The 19,411-nt window shown below is 64.2% G+C and carries 16 protein-coding genes; 5 read left to right on the top strand and 11 right to left on the bottom strand.

Going from position 1 to position 19,411, the window contains the following annotated elements; all coding sequences use genetic code 11:
• Nucleotides 1-2 precede the first annotated feature (2 nt).
• The 4 genes from F8197_RS11445 to ybaK all read right to left on the bottom strand — a co-directional run bounded on the left by F8197_RS11445 (nt 3) and on the right by ybaK (nt 3,042).
• Nucleotides 3-1,064, bottom strand: a complete 1,062-nt coding sequence (locus tag F8197_RS11445) for a sensor domain-containing diguanylate cyclase (RefSeq protein ID WP_056141459.1) — start codon at nt 1,062-1,064, stop codon at nt 3-5.
• Nucleotides 1,065-1,137: 73 nt separating this feature from the next.
• Nucleotides 1,138-1,785, bottom strand: coding sequence for a DsbA family oxidoreductase (locus F8197_RS11450; RefSeq protein WP_152881901.1), 648 nt, complete (start codon nt 1,783-1,785; stop codon nt 1,138-1,140).
• Between the two features lie 84 nt (nt 1,786-1,869).
• Nucleotides 1,870-2,496 carry a glycerol-3-phosphate 1-O-acyltransferase PlsY gene (gene plsY / locus F8197_RS11455; RefSeq protein ID WP_152881902.1) on the bottom strand — a complete coding sequence of 209 codons (627 nt, stop codon included), beginning with the start codon at nt 2,494-2,496 and terminating at the stop codon, nt 1,870-1,872.
• 54 nt (nt 2,497-2,550) lie between these two features.
• Nucleotides 2,551-3,042: a Cys-tRNA(Pro) deacylase gene (gene ybaK, locus F8197_RS11460; protein ID WP_152881903.1), complete on the bottom strand. Its 492-nt coding sequence runs from the start codon at nt 3,040-3,042 to the stop codon at nt 2,551-2,553.
• A gap of 58 nt (nt 3,043-3,100) precedes the next feature.
• On the opposite strand from ybaK, the gene F8197_RS11465 reads away from it, so the two are divergent.
• On the top strand, nt 3,101-4,108 hold the full coding sequence (locus F8197_RS11465; RefSeq protein WP_193333403.1) for an endonuclease/exonuclease/phosphatase family protein: 1,008 nt from the start codon (nt 3,101-3,103) through the stop codon (nt 4,106-4,108).
• Here F8197_RS11465 and F8197_RS11470 read toward each other — a convergent pair.
• A complete protein-coding gene (locus tag F8197_RS11470; protein WP_152881905.1) occupies nt 4,100-5,824 on the bottom strand; it encodes a bifunctional diguanylate cyclase/phosphodiesterase in 1,725 nt (574 codons plus the stop codon). The two genes, F8197_RS11465 and F8197_RS11470, sit on opposite strands and share 9 nt — an antisense overlap.
• A gap of 246 nt (nt 5,825-6,070) precedes the next feature.
• Here F8197_RS11470 and F8197_RS11475 point away from each other — a divergent pair, with 246 nt between their 5' ends.
• On the top strand, nt 6,071-7,306 hold the full coding sequence (locus F8197_RS11475; RefSeq protein WP_152881906.1) for an efflux RND transporter periplasmic adaptor subunit: 1,236 nt from the start codon (nt 6,071-6,073) through the stop codon (nt 7,304-7,306).
• Nucleotides 7,307-7,309: 3 nt separating this feature from the next.
• Nucleotides 7,310-10,423, top strand: a complete 3,114-nt coding sequence (locus F8197_RS11480) for an efflux RND transporter permease subunit (RefSeq protein ID WP_152881907.1) — start codon at nt 7,310-7,312, stop codon at nt 10,421-10,423.
• A gap of 7 nt (nt 10,424-10,430) precedes the next feature.
• Here the strand turns inward: F8197_RS11480 and F8197_RS11485 are convergent, their stop codons facing one another.
• From F8197_RS11485 to F8197_RS11500, 4 genes are all read right to left on the bottom strand, one after another.
• Entirely contained in the window at nt 10,431-10,619 is a 189-nt protein-coding gene (locus tag F8197_RS11485; RefSeq protein WP_152881908.1) for a hypothetical protein, read from the bottom strand.
• A 64-nt stretch (nt 10,620-10,683) separates the two neighbouring features.
• Nucleotides 10,684-11,595, bottom strand: coding sequence for a site-specific tyrosine recombinase XerD (gene xerD, locus F8197_RS11490; RefSeq protein WP_056141479.1), 912 nt, complete (start codon nt 11,593-11,595; stop codon nt 10,684-10,686).
• The gene (locus F8197_RS11495; protein ID WP_056141480.1) at nt 11,571-12,077 is read right to left on the bottom strand and encodes a methylated-DNA--[protein]-cysteine S-methyltransferase; all 507 of its coding nucleotides are present in this window, start codon (nt 12,075-12,077) and stop codon (nt 11,571-11,573) included. Before F8197_RS11495 ends, xerD begins: the two co-directional genes overlap by 25 nt.
• Before the next feature lie 622 nt (nt 12,078-12,699).
• The gene (locus tag F8197_RS11500) at nt 12,700-13,704 is read right to left on the bottom strand and encodes a TRAP transporter substrate-binding protein (protein ID WP_152881910.1); all 1,005 of its coding nucleotides are present in this window, start codon (nt 13,702-13,704) and stop codon (nt 12,700-12,702) included.
• A gap of 100 nt (nt 13,705-13,804) precedes the next feature.
• On the opposite strand from F8197_RS11500, the gene F8197_RS11505 reads away from it, so the two are divergent.
• Nucleotides 13,805-15,832 (top strand): PAS domain-containing sensor histidine kinase, encoded by a 2,028-nt coding sequence (locus tag F8197_RS11505; protein ID WP_152881911.1) that lies wholly within the window; start codon nt 13,805-13,807, stop codon nt 15,830-15,832.
• Nucleotides 15,833-15,836: 4 nt separating this feature from the next.
• A complete protein-coding gene (locus F8197_RS11510) occupies nt 15,837-16,424 on the top strand; it encodes a response regulator transcription factor (protein WP_056141486.1) in 588 nt (195 codons plus the stop codon).
• A gap of 9 nt (nt 16,425-16,433) precedes the next feature.
• Here the strand turns inward: F8197_RS11510 and F8197_RS11515 are convergent, their stop codons facing one another.
• Together F8197_RS11515 and queG are read right to left on the bottom strand one after the other, a co-directional pair.
• On the bottom strand, nt 16,434-18,212 hold the full coding sequence (locus F8197_RS11515; RefSeq protein ID WP_152881912.1) for a DUF885 family protein: 1,779 nt from the start codon (nt 18,210-18,212) through the stop codon (nt 16,434-16,436).
• Between the two features lie 45 nt (nt 18,213-18,257).
• Nucleotides 18,258-19,346, bottom strand: a complete 1,089-nt coding sequence (gene queG / locus F8197_RS11520) for a tRNA epoxyqueuosine(34) reductase QueG (protein ID WP_152881913.1) — start codon at nt 19,344-19,346, stop codon at nt 18,258-18,260.
• Nucleotides 19,347-19,411: the final 65 nt, after the last annotated feature.

Raw genomic sequence — 19,411 nt, forward strand, 5'->3', positions numbered from 1 at the left:
GGTTAGAGACGCTCGGTGGAGGGACCTTCGACGCGGTTGCGCCCGCCCCGCTTGGCACGGTACAGCGCGGCGTCGGCCTGGCGCAGCAAGCTTTCGGCGTCGGCCACATCGAGATGATCGAACGTGCCCACGCCCAGGCTGGCCGTTACCGCCAGCATGCGCGGACCGATTTCGTGCGTCTGTGCGGCAATGCGCAATCGCAGCGACTCGGCAAAATGCAGCGCGCCGTCGAGCGGCGTGTTGGGCAGCACCACGCACAGCTCCTCGCCGCCATAGCGCCCGGCAATGTCGATCACGCGCACGTGATCGCGCACCAGTTGGCCGATGGCAGCCAGTACCTGGTCGCCGGCCGCATGGCCGAATTCATCGTTGATGCGCTTGAAGTAGTCGAGATCGATCATTACCGCCGACACCGGCGCCCGGAAACGGCGGGCGCGCGCGGTCTCGAAGCGCAGCCGGTGCAGCAGCGAGCGGCGGTTGTGCAGGCCGGTCAGCTCGTCGGTGGTGGCCAGTTGTTCCAGTTCGCGCACGGTGGCGGCCAGGGTCTTTTCGCTGGCGCGCAGTTCGATCAGCGCCATCACCTGGCGCGCCAGCTTGCCCAGCATGGCGCGCTGTTCGCGGTCCAGGCAACCGGGCTTGGTATCGAGCACGCACAGCGCGCCGATGGCAAAGCCATCGGACGACATCAGCGCCACGCTGCTGTAGCGGCGCATGAACGGCGCGGTGACGGTGAGCGGCAGATGGGCGGTGCGCGCATCGAGCAGCAGGTCGGGAATTTCAAGGTCGGGCGCGCCCAGCACAGCCAGCGAGCAATAACTGTCGGTGCGTGGCAACTGGCCCAGTTGCATGCCGGTGCAGGCTTTTACCCACACGCGGTCGGCATCGACCAGCGAGACGAAGGCATACGGCACGTTGCACAGGCGCGCTGCCAGTTCGGTGAGGAAACTGAAGTCCTCGCAGGCCGGGGTATCGAGGATGTGATAGCGATGCAGCGCAGCCAGACGAAAATTATCCACCACCGGGCGGGCGGTGGCGGGCGGCGTGACATGTTCTGCGGACTGCATGGGGATCCTCGGGAACGGCATAGACGTTAAGTTTAAAGCAAAAGCCGTGCCCCGGGGTCCCTACGTATGGGCTTCAAGCCTTGGCGATAATTTCGCGCAGCGCCCGCTCGAACACGGCGGCAGGCTGGCCGCCCGAAATCAGGTACTGCTCGTTGATGATCACGGCCGGTACCGAGTTGATGCCGTGGCGCTGGAAAAACTGTTCGCGCTCGCGCACTTCCTCGGTGAACTGGTCGGATTGCAGCACGGCCAGCGCCCCCTCGCGGTCGAGGCCCACGCTGGCGGCCACGCGGGCCAGCACATCGTGCGAGCTCGGGTCTTCGCCGTCGGTAAAGTAGGCGCCCAGCAGCGCCAGCTTGAGTTCGGTCTGCTTGCCTTCCAGGCCGGCCCAATGCAGCAGGCGGTGAGCGTCGAAGGTGTTGTAGATGCGGCTGCGCTTGTCCATGGCGAAATCGAAGCCCACCTCGGCGCCGCGCGAGCGGATCATGGCGCGCGCCTGTTCCTGCTGCTCGGGGGACGAACCGTATTTTTCGCTCAGGTGCTCGCCGATGTCCTGGCCTTCCGGTCCCATCTTGGGATTGAGTTCGAACGGCTGGAAATGCAGGTCGATCTGCGCGGCCTCGCCGATGTTATCGACTGCCTGTTGCAGGGATTTCAGGCCGATGGCGCACCATGGGCAGGAGACGTCGGAAACGAAATCGATCTTGATGGAACTGGACATGGCGCGACCTTTTCAAAACGTGATTTATGACAGATGGGGCTTTCATTGACGGAATCAACCGCCATCACGCATTTATTTTGACGCTTATTTTCCCGCTTTGGCTGCTGTCTTGCTCTTGCTGCCGATACGGCTTTCCTTGCCAGCCATCAGGTTGCCGATATTTTTGCTGTGACGGAAGATCAGCAAGCCGCTCATGACAAACACGGCCAGCAGTTGCGGCTCCACGCCGAACAGCAAGCCATAGTAGAACGGCGCGAACAGGGCGGCCACCAGCGCCGCCAGCGACGAGTAGCGGAACGCGAACGCAATCACCAGCCAGGTCGCCAGCGTGGCCAGGCCCAGCCAGGGATCAAGGCCCAGCAGCACGCCCAGCGCGGTCGCCACGCCCTTGCCACCGACGAAACGGAAGAACACCGGCCACAGGTGGCCAAGAAATACCGCGATCGCCACCAGGGCAATGGTGGCGTCGCCCACCTGCAATTGCTGCTGGTAGCGGATTGCCAGCCACACGGCCAGCCAGCCCTTCGCGCCGTCGCCGATCAGGGTGACGATGGCAGCTGATTTATTGCCACTACGCAGCACATTGGTGGCGCCGGGGTTTTTCGACCCATAGGTGCGCGGGTCGGCGATACCGAACAATTTACTGGTGATCACCGCAAATGAGATCGAGCCGAGCAGGTAGGCGGCCACGGTCATCCAAACTGTATTCATTGTTTCCTCTAGTTAAGCTTCCCTCGGGGGATGCGGAATATACACCAGCGTATTTTATTCAGCCAGTGCGCAGTGCACGGGCTTGGCTTGCAGCAGTTCGGTCAGCACCTGGGGGGCGATGCCGACCAGGTAACCCCTCCTGCCACCATTGATATAAATTGTTTCCAGCGCAAGGATGCTATCCTCGACATACACGGGCATGGCCTTGCGGGTGCCGAACGGCGAGGTGCCGCCGATCTGGTAGCCGCTGTGGCGCGTGGCCACTTCGGGTTTGCACGGTTCGACCGACTTGCAGCCGATGGCGCGTGCCAGGTTCTTGGTCGATACCTTGCAGTCGCCATGCATGAGCACGATCATTGGCTTGGCGGCCTCGTCCTGCATGACCAGGGTCTTGACCACGTGGTGCTCATCGACGCCGAGCGCGCGCGACGATACGCTGGTGCCGCCGTGGTCTTCGTAGTCGTACGGATGTTCGGAAAACACCACCTTGTGCTTGCGCAGCAGCTGGGTGGCCGGGGTCTCTGAGATGTGCTCTTTTTTAGCCATGCGTGATACGCTGTTTTTGCGTCAGTTTGTGAACGAGTTCGACTGGGAGTTTCTTATTATGCCGCAGGAAATCCGCTTTGCCACTTTCAACGTTTGCAATCTTTCCCAGCCCGGGGCGAAATTGTACGACAATCTGGCGCCCCTCACGCCGGAAGAATACGCGGCCAAAGTGCTGTGGACGGCGCAGCAGCTCGACCAGCTCAACGCTGACGTGATCGGCTTGCAGGAGATTTTTTCGATGGCCGCGCTGCGCGACGTGCTCGCCCACAGCAGCCGCTACCGCGACGCCACGCTGTGCGGCTTCGACCCCGCGCCCGATCCCGTTACCGGCGAACCACGCCTCACGCCCCAAGTGGCGCTGATCTCGCGTTTGCCGCTGGCCGGCCCCGCCACCGCCTACATGGTGTTTCCGGACGGCGCCACCCTGCCCGACGGCCATCCCGATCTCGACCGCTTCGCCCGCGCGCCGCTGCACGCCCAGGTGGTGCTGCCCGACGAGCGCATCGTCGATGTGCTGGTAATCCATTTAAAATCCAAGCGGCCCGACTACCGCCATGGCGACAGCAGCGAAGGAATGGACAACTCCGCGCTGCTGTACGCCCAGGCCAACCTGCGCTCGCTGATCCGGCGCGGCACCGAAGCGGTTGCCCTGCGCGCGCTGCTGTCGGCCATGGACCGCGACGGCCGCCGTCCGCGCATCATCCTCGGCGACTTCAACGACACCATCGAGGCGGTCACCACCACCATCGTGATGGGTTCCGGCTGCGCCGGCGTGGCGGGCGAGGAGCTGAGCGGCCGCCTGTTCGACAGCAACCAGATCCAGCTGGGCCGCGACCGCCTGCGCCATGTCGGCTACACCCACATCCACGAGGGTCACTACACCACCATCGACCACGTGCTGGTGTCGGAAGAATTCAATCCCGCGTCCCCGAACGCGGTGGGCGAAGTGCTCGATGTGACCTACCTGAACGACCACCTGTTGCAGGACAAGCCGGAAGCGTCCGATCATGGGCAAGTGCTGGTGCGGATGCGCTTGTTCGACCGGAACGAGCGCCATTTAATCTGACCCATCGAGCAAACCATCGAGGCCGTCGATCTGCCCGTTCGCGCGTGCATACCGCCCCTGGTACTGGTCGCACCCATGGCGGCGCAAAAATTCGAATTGCGCAGCGCTCTCCACGCCCTCGGCCAGCACCGTCAGCCCCAGGCTGTGGGCGATGGCAATGATGGCCGTGACCACGGCCGCCTGCGCGACGTCGCCATCGGCGCCGCCGCTGACAAACGATAAATCGATCTTCAGCTTGCTCAGCGCATAGTCGCGCAACTGCCCTACCCGGCTGTACCCGGTACCAAAGTCGTCCAGCGCCAGCCGCACCCCGAGCGCGGCCAGGGCCGCCAGCGAGGCGCGGGCGTTGCCGTCGTGGTGCATGAGCACCGCTTCTGTCAGTTCCAGCTCCAGCAAGTGCGGCGGCAATTGCGCGGCCGACAACGTGGCAGCCACCTTGTGGGCCAGATTCTTTTGCATGAACTGCGTGCGCGACAGGTTGACTGCCACCACCAGCGGCTGGCCGGCATCGCGCCAGCGCGCCGCGTCCTGGCTGGCCCGCGCCAGCACCCAGTCGCCGATCGGCACCATCAGCCCGGCGCCCTCGGCCACATCGAGGAAATCCTTGGGCAGCAGCAGGCCGCGCGCCGGGTGGCGCCAGCGCAGCAGCGCCTCGGCCGCCAGCGGTTCGCCGCTGGCGAAATCGATTTGCGCCTCGTACGCCAGCATGAACTGGTCCTGCGCCAGAGCCTCACGCAGTTCGTCTTCGAGCGCGGCGCGCTGGTGGATCTGGCGGTTCATGTCTGGGCTGAAAAACTCGAAGCCGTCGCGGCCATTGGTTTTGGCGTGGTACATGGCCAGGTCGGCGTGTTGCAGCAGGGTGTCGATGTCGTCGCCGTCGGCGGGAAAAATGGCGATGCCGATCGAAGCACTGACGTGCAGCCGGTGCGCCTCGATGCGGAACTCGCGGGCCATGGCCTGGCGTATGGTGGCGGCCACGTGCGCGGCCTGGTCGATGGCGCCGATATCGGCCAGCACCACCACGAACTCGTCGCCGCCCTGGCGGCTCACGGTATCGACGCTGCGCACGCAGCGCACCAGGCGCGCCGCCGCCTCGCGCAGCAGCAGGTCGCCGACCTGGTGGCCCAGCGCGTCGTTGATGCCCTTGAAGCGGTCGAGGTCGATGAACAGCAGCGCCACCAGGCGGCCATTGCGGCGCGCTGCCGCCAGCGCCTGGCGCAGGCGGTCGCGCAGCAGCACGCGGCTGGGCAGGCCGGTCAGAAAATCGTGCTCGGCCAGGTGGCGGGCACGGGCGTCGAAGCGGCTGCGCGCGGCCACCCCGGCCATCAGCGCCAGGTAGATCGCCGCCTGCTCGTGATAGCGCGCGGTGGTCTCGCGCATGACTGCGCACAGCAGTTGCCGGCCATCATGGGCCACGCTGGTGAGCATGATATCGACCCAGAACTCGCGGCCGTCGCGGCCCACGCAGCGCCAGTCGAAGCGCAGGTTGCCCGCCTGGCGCGCGCGCCAGCCCAGCGCGGTAAGAATCGGCGCCGACGGCACCCCGCTTACCTGCTGCAGCGGTGAAAAATCGGCCAGCCGGTAGCCGAGCATGAGCGCGGGTGCGGCGCAGCCGAACATGCGCAGCGCGCCGGGATTGACATCGACAAAGCGTTCGCCATCGATCACGGCCAGCGCGTCGCTGGTGTGCTGGTACACCGCCAGGTGGGGCCACATGGGTAACCTTTCAAAAGGCGCCCTGCCGGGCCTACGCCATTCTTGCGCTACATCAAACGGCCGCGTTTGACCTCCCTCAATCGCGCTCGTATGCTTTTTATCGCGTTCGATGGCGTTCAGGCGCGGTTTTGTGCAGTTCAGCCATGGTTTTGCGCCACCTGTCGCATGGCGGTCGTTTGCGCCCTTGCAAATGACTACAGTGCCAGCATGCGAAACCCTCGCACCGGAAAAAAACAGAAGAACGCCATGACCATGACCGCCCCGCACCCGATTCCCCTCCACCCTGCCCGCGCCCCGGCCTATCTATGGCGCAAGCCGGTACTGGCAGCCGCCGTCGTGGCCGTGCTGGCCGGCGGCGCCTGGTTTGCCCTGCAGCGTGCGCCGGCGCCTGCCACGCCGGTCCCGGCCACCAAGGTGGCGGAAAAGCCGCCGGTACTGGAACTCGGCAGCGCCGACGTGGCCGCCATTTCCGCCAGATCACTGGCGCTCAGCTTGCCCTTGTCCGGCTCGCTGGCGCCCCTTTCATCGGCCACCATCAAGTCCAAGGTCTCCGGCGTGGTACAAACGACCACGGTGCAGGAAGGCATGGCGGTGGCTGCCGGCCAGGTGCTGGCGCGCATCGACCAGGCCGACCTGCGTGCGCGGCTGCAACAGCAGCAGGCGCAACTCGACGAAGCCCAGGCCCGGCTGTCCATGGCCACCAAGAACGAAGGCAACAGCGGCGCGCTGCTGGCGCAAAAATACATCTCGCAAAACGCCTACGACTCCACCCAGAACAGCGTGGAACTGGCGCGCGCTGCCGTCAAGTCGGCGCAGGCGATGGTCGATATCGCTCGCATCGCGCTCGAGGACGGCGTGATCAGGGCGCCGATTGCAGGCGTGGTCAGCAAGCGCCACGTGCAGGCCGGCGAAAAGCTGGCGCCCGACATGCCGGTGTTCAGCATCGTCAACCTGTCCGAACTGACGCTCGAGGCGCAGGTGCCGGCCTCGGAAATTCCGCGCGTGCGCGTGGGCCAGGACGTGCGCTTCCGCGTCGATGGCTACCAGCAGCGCGAATTCACCGGCAAGGTGGCGCGCATCAATCCGTCCACCGAGGCCGGCTCGCGCGCGCTGCTCGTGTATATCGCCGTGCGCAATGACGATGCGGCCTTGCGGGCCGGCATGTTCGCCAAGGGCGCCATTGTCACCGACCGCGCCGACGTGGCGCCCGTGGTGCCGCTGGCCGCGCTGCGCGACGATAACGGCCGCCAGGTCGTGTACCGCATCGATGACGGCAAGGTGGTGGCGCAGCCGGTCACGCTGGGCCTGCGCAACGACGACGAAGGCACGGCGCAGGTGGTGGCAGGGCTGCAAGATGGCGCGCGGGTCATCGTTTCAAAACTGCCTGCCCTGAAACCGGGTGCGCAGGTCAGCTTGCCTGCTGAAGCTGCCCCCACTGCTGCTGCGGCAACGGCAGCAGCGTCCCAGCCGAAGAAAGGCTGAGCCATGTGGATCACCAAAATCAGCATCGGCCACCCGGTGTTTGCCACCATGGTCATGGTGGCGTTGATGGTACTGGGCCTGTTCTCGTACCGCGAACTGGGCATGGAAGCGATGCCCAACGTCGAAATCCCCGGCGCCATGATCGAAGTGAACTACCCGGGCGCCTCGCCCGAGGCGGTCGAGAACGACATCACTCGCCCCATCGAAGAGTCGGTCAACACCGTCAGCGGCATCAAGACCTTGCGCGCCAACTCGTGGGAAGGCCGCGGCGCCGTGTACGTGGAATTCGAACTGTCCACCAATATGGACAAGGCCATGCAGGACATCCGCGACAAGGTGGCCATGGTGCGTCCGCGCTTCCCGCGCGAGGCGAAAGATCCGTTCATCGTCCGCTTCGAGGGTGAAAACAGCCGGCCGGTGGCGCAGATCGGCCTCACCGCCAGCGCCCACAGCCTGCGCGATCTGTCGACCATGGCCGACCAGATCATCGGCAAGCGCTTCCAGGGCGTGGCCGGCGTGGGCCAGGTGCGGCTCAACGGCATGGCCGCGCGCCAGATCCTGGTCAACCTGCGCCCGGCCGACATGACCGCGCAGGCGATCGGCGTCGATGAAGTGATCAATGCAATCACCGCCACCAACGCCAACCTGCCGGCCGGCTCGATCAGCCTGGGCGCCGACGAGCGCCTGGTGCGGGTGGAAGGCAAGATGAAGCAGGCGCGCGACTTCAACAAGATCATCGTGGCGCGCCGCGCCAACGGCCCCGTGTACCTGGAGCAGGTGGCCACCGTGGTCGATGGCGCCCAGGAAGAAATGTCGATCTCGCGCCTGAACGGCCAGCGCGCCGTGATCCTCGACATCACCAAGGTGCAGGACGCCAACGTGGTGGAAGTGGGCCAGCGCATTCAAAAAGTGGCGTTTGAGTTGCGCCAGACGCTCCCAAGCGACATCACCCTCACCATCCTCAACGACGAATCGGTGAAGGTGCAGGCCCAGCTCGACAACGTCAAGCGCACCATCGTCGAAGGCGCGGTGCTGACCATGGTGATCGTGTTCTTCTTCCTGCACTCGTGGCGCTCGACCATCATCACCGGGCTGACCTTGCCTATTTCCGTGCTGGCCAGCTTCATCGCCATGAAGTTCTTCGGCTTCACGCTCAATATGCTCACGCTGATGGCGCTGTCGCTGTGCATCGGCCTCTTGATCGACGACGCCATCGTGGTGCGCGAGAACATCGTGCGCCACCTCGGCATGGGCAAGAACCATCACAAGGCAGCGGCGGACGGCACCAACGAGATCGGCCTGGCCGTCATGGCCACCACGTTTGCCATCGTGGCCGTGTTCATCCCGGTGGCATTCATGCAGGGCATTATCGGCCGCTTCTTCCTGCAGTTCGGCATCACGGTGGCAGTGGCCGTGCTGGTGTCGCTGTTCGTCAGCTTTACGCTGGACCCGATGCTCTCGTCGGTGTGGTCCGACCCGGTCAAGGACCGCTTCAAATATGCGCCGTGGCTCGGCCGCCTGATGCACTGGCTCGAGGGCGGCGTCGATAAGCTGCACGTGGTGTATGGCAAGGTGCTGGCGGCCGCGCTGCGCTGGCGCAAGCTCACGCTGGTGTCCGCCGTAGCGCTGTTTGCCGGCAGCCTGCTGCTGGTGCCAATGATCGGCGGCGAGATGATGCCGGAGCAGGACAACGGCTGGGTCAACCTGCAGATGAAAACGCCGGTCGGCTCCAGCCTGCAATACACGGACAACAAGGTGCAGCAGGTGGAAGCGGCCCTGAAGGCGTTTCCGGAAATTGCCAGCGTGACCGCCGTGGTGGGCACGCAGGACGGCCGCAACACGGCGCAGATCGACATGAAGCTGCTCGACCGTGCGCACCACCAGCGGCCGTCGCAAAAGGAGATGGAACGCCGCATCCGCGAGCGGTTAAGTAAAATCGCCGGCATTACCATGTCGGTGGGCTGGAAGCCGATCTTCATCGCCATCCTCGGCACCGACGAGGCCAAGCTCGACAAGGTGGCCCACCAGTTGATGGACAAGATGCGCGCCATCCGTGGCGTGGTGGACCTCGAGTACAGCCAGGAAGGCGCCAACCCGTCCACCAACATCAAGATCAACAACGAGCTGGCCAGCGACCTCGGTTTGACCGTGCAGCAGATCGGCATGGCGCTGCGCCCGTTCGTCGCCGGCGACACCACCAGCCACTTCCTCGCTGCCGACGGCCAGAACTACGAAGTCAACGTGCAGTTGCCCAAATCGGGCCGGCAGACCGTGGCCGACCTGGCCGACCTGTCGCTGGCGTCGAGCAAATTAGGGCCCGACGGCGCACCGCTGATGGTGCCGCTGCGCCAGGTGGTGGACTTTGTGCCGGCGTTCAGCCCGCAGGTACTCAAGCGCCAGGCGCTGCAACGCCGCGTGGCGATTTACGCCAACACCCAGGGCCGACCCGGCGGCGACATCGACAGCGATATCAAGCAGGCCATCGACAGCATCGTATTGCCCGACGGCGTGCGCTTCGACGTCGGCGGCAATGCCCAGGAAATGCAGGAGAGCATGACCTCGGCCATGGTGGCGCTGGGGATCGCCGTGATCTTCATCTACCTGGTGCTGGCGTCGCAGTTCGGCAGTTTCCTGCAACCGGTGGCCATCATGATGTCGCTGCCGCTCTCGCTGATCGGCGTGCTGGTGGCGCTGCTGGTCACGGGCAGCACGCTCAACATCTTCTCGGTGATCGGCTTCATCATGCTGATGGGCCTGGTGACCAAGAACGCGATCTTGCTGGTGGACTTTACCAACCAGGCGCAACAGGAAGGCATGGGGCAGTTCGAGGCCATCATGCGCGCCGGCCAGGTAAGGCTGCGGCCGATCGTGATGACGACGCTGGCGATGGTGTTTGGCATGTTACCGATGGCAATCGGCATGGGGGAAGGCGGCGAAACGCAGGCGCCGATGGGACGCGCCGTGATCGGCGGGGTGATCACGTCCACCATCCTGACCCTGGTGGTGGTACCGGTGGCATACACCTACCTCGATAACCTGGGCAAGCGCTGCGTGCGGTACTTCAAGCGGCGCCAGCACGCGGATGCGCCGGCGCCCGCATTGCAGGCGGTGGAGTGAATTAAAACTATTCTTTGGGCGCCGGGTCGGCAGGCTCGGCGCCCGCTTCGTCTGCATCGCCGCCTTCGGCGCCTTCGCTACCCTCTTCCTGGCCCGAACTTTTCAGCTCGGCCTTGCGGCGCGCCTTCTCGTCAGCCTTCTTCTTCTTTTCCAGTTCTCGCTGACGTTTTTCGTACGAATAGTTTGTCTTTGCCATTTGCTACCTCTTCTAGTGAGTCATCTGACCACATTATGACGCACTTGAGCCAAACGCAAGTAATTCAGCCGCGAGGATGATGCGCCGCATGCAGCAACTTCAGTCGCTCACGGGCTACATGGGTGTAAATCTGTGTGGTGGAAATGTCTGAATGGCCGAGCAACAGCTGCACCACGCGCAGGTCGGCGCCGTGGTTGAGCAAGTGGGTGGCAAACGCATGGCGCAAGGTATGCGGCGACAGCGGCACGGTAATCCCGGCCTTGAGCGCGTGTTTTTTAATTAACACCCAGAACATCTGGCGCGTCATGGCGCCGCCGCGCCCGGTGACAAACAGCGCGTCATCGACCTGGCCGTTGAGGATGATGCCACGCGCGTCCTTCACATATCGCTCGATCCACACCCGCGCCTGCTGGCCGAACGGCACCAGCCGGGTCTTGGCGCCTTTGCCGGTAATGCGCAGCGCGCCGTCGTTCATGCTCAGTTCGAGCATTTTCAGCTCGACCAGCTCGGACACCCGCAAGCCGCTCGCATACATCAATTCCAGCATGGTGCGGTCGCGCAGGCCCAGCGGCGTGTTCAGGTCGGGGGCGCCCAGCAGCGCCTCCACTTGAATTTCGCTCAAGGTGTGGACGAAGCGCTGCGGCTGTTTGGCGGACGCGAGCTTGAGGCTGGGATCGTCCGTCAGGCGGCGCCGCTGCACCAGCATCTGGTAAAACCGCTTGATCACCGACAGCCGGCGGTTGGACGAGGTCGCCTTGCCGCTGTCGGCATGGCGCGCCGCCAGGTAGGCTTCGATATCGTGCCCGGCCACGGCCAGCAGGCTGGCCTCGCCCAGGTGGGGCCGCTGCGATTGCAGCCAGGTGGCAAACAGGCGCATGTCGCGCCGGTAGGCGTCGAGCGTGTTCTTCGACAGGCCATCCTCGAGCCACAGGCTGTCGCAGAACTCGTCGATCAGATCAGGGTTGTTTGTTGCCATGCGTATTCGCTCGATCCTTCGTGCGCCAGCAGCCAGCGCTTGATGCCCAGCAGGTAGCCGTTGGGGTCGTCGCTATTGGAAAAGCCGCCCAGGCCGCCGGCAGCGGTCACCCGGTGGCACGGAATTACCACCGGAAACCAGTTGGCGCCGCACGCCTGGCCCACCGCGCGCGGCGCGGAGCCGACGTGCCTGGCCAGCTCGCCATAGGTGCGCATGCTGCCGGCAGGAATCGAGCTGATGGCGTCCCACACCTTGCGCTGGAAGTCGGTGCCGGCCGGGCGCAGCGGCAGGTCGAAGACAAAAGACGGGTCGGCGCAGTACCGCTGCAATTGCTCGGCAGCCAGGCGGGCGGGCGCGTCGGTGGGCGCCTTTGCCTCGACATGGGGCGGCAAATAGCACAGCTCGGTAATCTGCCCCGCCACGGTGCGAATGCCCAGTTTGCCAAATGGCAGGGCCAGCACAGCCGAAAAATTTTCATACACTTGTGGTATTTTCGTCACAATTTTTCTATCCAAATGCACCAAAAAGGGTCGCGTTCTGTTGTGCCGATGCACCAATATGTTGCGCATTTACTACACGAAAGGGAGCGGCGGCTACCTCCCCGTGCGCGGTTTTTGTCGGCGCCACCCGGCATTGTACGGGGCCTGGGCAAAAAAAACGGACAAAAAAAAGCGCACCCTTAGGTGCGCTTTCAAATCCTGCTTCACGTTCCCGGCCATTTACCCGCCTTGTTTATCTGCCCGGGTAACTACCCTAACGCACGCTTGTGGCGGCTTGCAGAGGCTAAGCAACGGCATTCTGTAAAACGTGTGTCTCCTCAATCTATCGCCGGTTTTTGATCACCGATTCTATCTTCACTCCCCACTGACTATTCGGGGCTCTGGTTCAAGGTTCGCATTTACTTATGCGTTATCCCTGAGAGCGAAGCAATCATAACGTATCTTTATCTCCGCAATACAGTTTTTTTATGACAACCTTGAACCGATACTTTAAGAGTAAATTAAATTTTCTGAAGAGTGACTAATTTTATGGTATGCGTTTGATACAGCGCAAAAGTCCAAGTTTTTTGACTTGCGCGCAATAATCTGGCGCTCGGAGTTGCGATCACTTCGCCGCCTGCTTGTTCATCGACGCAATCAGGTCCTTGCCGATCCGGCTTTCCATGGCCCGCTGCACCGGCACCATGGCCGCGCGCCACTCGGCCTGTTCCTGGGGCGTGAGCGTGATCACCTGGGTCTTGCCGGTCTTGCGGATCGCTTCCAGGGCGGCGTCGTTGTCGCGCTGGGCGATGGCTTTCTCGTAGGCGGTCGCTTCCTGCATGGCATTGTCGAGCGCGCGGCGGATCTCGGTGGGCAGGCCGTCCCAGAACTTCTTGTTGACGATCACCGCGTAGCCCAGGTAACCGTGGTTGGACACGGTCACGTACTTCTGCATCTCGTGCATCTTCTGGGTATACATATTGGACGGCGTATTCTCGGTACCCTCCACCACGCCGCTCTGCAGCGCCTGGTACACGTCCGAAAATGCCAGCACCTGCGGGTTGGCGCCCAGCGCGCGCATCTGGGCGTCGAGCACTTTCGACGACTGTATGCGCATGCGCAAATCCTTGAAGTCCGCCGGTTTGCGCAGCGGCTTGTTGGCCGACATGACCTTGAAGCCGTTGTCCCAGAACGCCAGCCCGGTGATGCCCTTCGATTCGAGCTTTTTCAGCAGGCTGCGGCCGATCGGCCCTTCGGTCACGCTGTTGAGCATGGCCTTGGACGGGAAGATGTACGGCAAATCGAAGGCCTCGAACTCCTTCACGCCCAGCGGGCCGAACTTGGCCAGCGACGGCGCCAGCATTTGCACGGCGCCCAGCTGCAAGGCTTCCAGCTCTTCTTTATCCTTGTAGAGCTGGCTGTTCGGATACACTTCGACCTTGACCCGGCCCTTGGTAGCTTGCTCGGCCAGCAATTTGAAGCGTTCCGCCGCCTGCCCCTTGGGCGTGTCGCGCGCGACGACGTGGCTGAACTTGATGACGATCGGTGCCTGGGCGTAGGCATGTCCGCTCAACGCTGCGCTGAAAGCAACAGCGACAACGGCGGCGGCCAGGGCGAGGCGCAGTTTCATGGAGTCTCCGGAATTTAAAGATACACTTGTGCCGGTAGTTTGACCGATTCTCCCGGACAAAGCCAATATTTGCCATTTTATACAGACCGTCCACCACCGCATGAACCAGCCGCTTTCTTCCCCTTTTGCCGTGCCCCGTCCGCAACGGAGTACTGCGCTGCGCTGGTTGCTGCCGATCCTGCTGGTGCTGTTCTTCCTGGCGATCCTGATCTGGCTGCCATGGCAGGCGCGCCAGATGGAGAGCAACGAGCGCCAGGAGCAGCTGATCGCCGACACCCTGTGGGTAGAGCAGACCATCCGCTTCCAGATGGCGCGCGACGAGGAAAGCCTGCGCCAGCTGGCGCAGGAGATCAATAGCGGCCGCCTGCAGCACGACCAGCTGCACGACCGCATGGCGCGCATCCTCAAGAACGGCAACGAACTGCTGCGCGTGTTCTGGCTGCGGCCCGACGGCCACCTGGTGGCCACCAGCGATACGCAACCGACGGCCGTGCCGCTCTCGCCAGCCTCGCAGGCGACCATGGACGTGACGCGCAAGACCCGCAGCGCCATGTACACCCAGCCCGAGGCCCGGCCTGGCGACCCCACCGCCGACCCCACCGAAGTGCTGATGGACTACCACGTGCCGCTCTATCGCGGCGGCGAATACCTGGGCGACCTGGTGGCCACGTACCGCACCAGCGCCTTGCTCGACGAAATGGTGCCGTGGTGGTTCGCGCAGGACAACCAGGTCACGCTGGTGGACCGCGACGACAAGGTACTGGCGCGCCGCGCCGCCGCTGGCCCCGGCCACGGCGTATACACCCACAAGCGCGCGCTCGACCTGCCCGGCGCCTCGGTGCGGCTCGTAACCGACAGCGTCAAGAGCGCGCCCAAGCTGTTGCCCAATTTGCTGGTCGGCTCGGTGATCGTGCTCTCGCTCGGACTGTTATGGAGCCTGGTGGCGCTGTGGGGCCATATCTCGAAACGGCTGGCGGCCGAGGGCGCGCTGCGCCAGCAGGTGTCGTTCCGCACCGCGATGGAAAACTCCCTGGTCACGGGACTGCGCGCGCGCGACCTCGAAGGACGCATCACGTATGTCAATCCGGCGTTTTGCGAAATCGTCGGCTACCCGCCCGAAGACATCGTGGGCAAGCTGCCGCCGATGCCCTACTGGGCGCCGGAGGCGATGGAGGAATACCAGAGCCGCTTCGCGTCGGTCCTGGCGGGCAAGGCCACTCCGCAGTTCGAGACCATCTTCCAGCGCCCCGACGGTTCGCGCGTGCCGGTGCTGGTATTCGAGGCGCCGCTGGTGGACAACCTCGGCAAGCAGACCGGCTGGATGGGTTCCATCCTCGATATCTCGGACCGCAAGCGGGTGGAGGAACTCAACCGCCAGCAGGAAGAAAAGCTGCAATCGAGCGCGCGCCTGGCCACCATGGGCGAACTGGCCTCGATGCTTGCGCACGAACTCAATCAGCCGCTGGCCGCCATTTCCAGCTACACCACCGGCGCCCTGAATGTGCTGGGGCGCGCCGCCGACCAGGGCACGCCGGTCGATGGCGCCTTATTGAAACCTGCGCTGGAACAGGCCAGCGCCCAGGCCCAGCGCGCCGGCCAGATCATCCGCAGCGTGCACGGGTTCGTCAAAAAACGCGAACCGCAGCGCCAGGCCGTGGCCCTGCCCGCGCTGCTCGACGGCATCCGCACCCTGATCGAACTGCAGGCGCGCCAGCGCTACGTGACGTTCCAGACCGAACTGCCACCAGGCCTGCCGCCGGTACTGGCCGACCACGTGATGATCGAGCAGGTGCTGCTCAACCTTACCCGCAACGCCATCGACGCCATGCAGAACGTGGCGCCACACCAGCGCCTGCTCAACGTGGTGGCGTCTTACGACGCGCCAGCGAACCAGGTGAGCGTGGCCGTGATCGACCGCGGGCACGGCATTTCCGACGAAGTGGCGCAGCGTTTGTTCTCGCCCTTCTTCTCCACCAAGTCCGAAGGCATGGGCATGGGGCTCAACATCTGCCGCACTGCGATAGAATTCCATGGCGGCTCGCTCACTTACAGCGCCAATCCGCAGGGCGGAACCATATTTACATTCGTATTGCCGGCAGCACCGGCGGTGGCGACAGAGGAGACTTGAACAAATGCTGCATATCGTCGATGACGAAGCGGTCGTACGCGACGCGCTGACCTGGCTGGCCACTTCGCGCGGGATCGCCGCACGCGCCTACGAGGGCGCCCTGCAATTCCTGCAACAGGTCGACAGCGGCGATTTCGACCCGGGCGGCGACTGCGTGCTGCTCGACGTGCGCATGCCCGACATGAACGGCGTGGCCGTGTTCGACCACCTGGCCGCGCGCCACCTCACCGCACGCATGCCGGTGATCTTCCTCACCGGTCACGGCGACGTGCCGATGGCGGTGGACACCCTGAAACGCGGCGCCTTCGACTTTTTCGAAAAGCCGTTCAACGACAACCAGTTGATGGACCGCGTGCAGGAAGGCCTGGCCGGCTCGCGCCAGGCGGGAGAAATGGCGGCGATCCACGCGCGCCTGGCCACCTTGTCGGTGCGCGAACGCGAGGTGCTGGACCTGATTTTGGCCGGCAAGATGAACAAGGTGGTGGCCGATGAACTGGGCATCAGCATGCGCACGGTGGAAGTGCACCGCGCGCATATCTTCGACAAGATGCAGGTCAAGACCGCCGTGGAGCTGGCGGGCCTGCTGAAATAGCGTGCTGTATCAGGCAGCCTTCTGCCTGGCCACCCATTCATCCACTGCCTGCTCCAGTACCGACAACGGCACGTTGCCCAGGTCGAGCACCGTGTTGTGGAAGCCCTTGATCGAGAATTTGTCGCCCAGCGCCGCCTGCGCCTTGGCGCGCAGGTCGAGGATGCGCAGCATGCCGATCTTGTATGCGCATGCCTGGCCCGGCATTACCACGTAGCGCTCCACTTCCGCTGCCGGAATACCGTAGTCGATGCCTTGCTGGCGCGTCCACTTCATCGCGTGCAGGCCGGTATCGACCACCAGCCGGCGCGCGCGGAACAGTTCCGCGTCGAGCTGGCCTAGGCGGCCGACCGTATCGCCCTCGTACCAGTTGTTTTCCGCTGCCAGCTGCTCGGCATACAGCGCCCAGCCTTCCGTGAAGGCCGATCCCGTATTGAACACGCGGTCCTGGCGGTAGCGCGGCAGGCTGGTATTTTCCTGCTGTAGCGCGATCTGGAAGTGGTGGCCCGGCACCGCCTCGTGATAGACCAGGGTGCGCATGCCGACGATGCGGAAGTCGGGCCCCGGCAGCGGCGCCCAGAAGATGCCCGGCAAGGTGCCGTCGCGCGCCGGACCGCTGTAGTGGGCGGCCGCAGTCTTCTCGGTAAACGGCGGCTCGCGGCGCACTTCCACCGGCGCCTTCGGTACGTGGTCGAACAGCGTTTTGGCGCGCACTTCGGCGTCGCGCATGTAGGCCGTGTAGCGTTCCAATAACGCAGGACGCGGGTCGGCTTGAGGATCGACCTTGGGCTGCGAATCCTTTTCCAGCTTGGCCATGCGCTCCTTGATCGAGCCCTCCTTGTAACCGATCGATACCAGGAGGCCGTCCATTTCCTTCTCGATGCGCGCCACTTCGCGCAGGCCGATGTCGTGCACCTGCTGCGGCGTGTAGTCCGAGGACGTCATCTGGCGCAGCGCCACCGCGTAGGCCTTGTCGCCGTCGGGCAGGCGCCAGAGACCGGCATCGTCGGTGGTGCGCGGCAGCTGCTCGCGCAGCAGCGCGCGCGTGCGCTCGAATGCCGGCAACACCGATTTGGCCACAATGGCCTGCGCCTCGGCCGCGAATTTGGCCTGCTGCGCGGGCGTGACATCCTTGACCTTTTCCATGCGCTGCGCAAAGGTGGTGACAAACACGTTCTTGTCGGCGCCGCCGTCGAGAAAGCGATCGAGCTGGCCGATGGCGGAATGGGTGATAAAAGTGGGCATCAGGAAGCCGCGGCCGGCGGCGTCGCGCGCGCGGGCGATGCCGGTATCGACCTTGCCAGGCACCGCCTTCAAGCGCGCCAGGTAGTTCTCGATATCGCGCCGGTTGCGGATCGGATGCGCTTGCGTGAGGAAGTTCACCAGCTGCACGTGCAGACCGGTGAACTGGTTGAACACGAAACGGTGGTCCTCGAATTGGGCGCCGTCGATGGTACCTTGCAGATTCCAGGCGATGGTGGCCATGCCGGCGCGTTCCTGCGGCGTCAGGGCCTTCTGGTCCATCGCGTTCAATTTCGCCAGCGTGGCCTTGGCACTGGCCACTTCAGCCGCGCGGTAGGCGACAGTGTTCGGTGTGAGCAGGCCGTCGAGCTTGTCCTGCTCGGCGCCCTTGAAGTACTGGATGCGCGTGGCTTGCTCGGGGTCCTTGCGCACCTTGTCGCTGGCGACCTGGTTGGCCCATTCGTCGAATTTGGCGGCGGAGGCTGCGGGAGCGGCGAGGGTAAACGCTGCGGCAACGTACAGCGCTAACAGTGGAGGGGAAGTTTGCATCGGCACGGCCCTTATGTGGAGGAAAACCGTCCGAGTGTAGCCGAGTCAGGCGTGACAGGCCAGCGCCCATTGCACGTGTTCGCGCACCAGCGGCGACGGGTCGTCGCAGCGCGCCTGCAGCGCCGCGACAATCGCTGGTTCGCCTTTGGCGCCTGCCGCCGCCGCGTTACCGAGGCCCACGGCCAGGTTGCGCAGCCAGCGCTCGTGACCGATGCGGCGGATCGGACTGCCTTCCATCTTGCGGTTGAATTCCTCGGCGCTCCAGCCGAACAATTCGATCATCGACGCATCACCGAGGCCGTGGCGCTGGTCGAAGTCGGGCAACACCGCGCGCTCGGCAAACTTGTTCCATGGGCAGGCGGTCTGGCAGTCGTCGCAGCCGTACACGCGGTTGCCGATCAGCGGGCGCAGCTCGAGCGGTATGGCGTTTTTCAGTTCGATGGTCAGGTACGAAATGCAGCGCCGCGCATCGAGCCGGCCCGGTCCCAGGATCGCCTGGGTGGGACAGGTGGTGATGCAAGCGCTGCACTGGCCGCAGTGGCCGCTGGTGGGGGCGTCCACCGGCAATGGCAGATCGACCAGGAATTCGCCCATGAAGAACATCGAGCCGGCCGTGCGGCTCAGTAGCAGCGTGTGCTTGCCGCGCCAGCCCAGGCCGGCCTTTTCCGCCAGCGGCAATTCCATCAACGGCGCCGAATCGGTAAACACCCGGTAGCCGAAATCGCCAATCTCTGCTTTCACTTTATCGGCCAGTTGCTGCAGCCGGGCGCGCAGCACCTTGTGATAGTCGCGGCCGCGCGCATACACGGAGATCACGGCCGCGCCGGGGTCGGCCAGGCGGCGCGCCTCGCGCTCGCGCCAGTCGCTTTCCGTGTCCCTCGGCAGGTAGTTCATGCGGGCGCTGATCACCCGCACCGTGCCCGGCACCAGTTCGGCCGGGCGCGCGCGCAGCATGCCGTGCGTGGCCATGTAGTCCATTTCGCCATGCATGCCGGCGTCGAGCCAGGCTTGCAGGCCGGCCTCCGCATGGGACAGGTCGATGTCGGTGATGCGGATCTCGGCAAAGCCCAGCTCCACACCCCAGCGCTTGATGCTCAGGGCCAGTTGCGCTAAATTGGATTCGGACAGGGACATCGGCGTGGAAGATAGAAGCGCTGGCGGTTACAATGGCTGGCGATTTTGCCTGCCATAACATCACA

Source organism: Duganella sp. FT27W, from assembly GCF_009295655.1.
GTDB classification, from domain to species: domain Bacteria; phylum Pseudomonadota; class Gammaproteobacteria; order Burkholderiales; family Burkholderiaceae_D; genus Rugamonas; species Rugamonas zoogloeoides.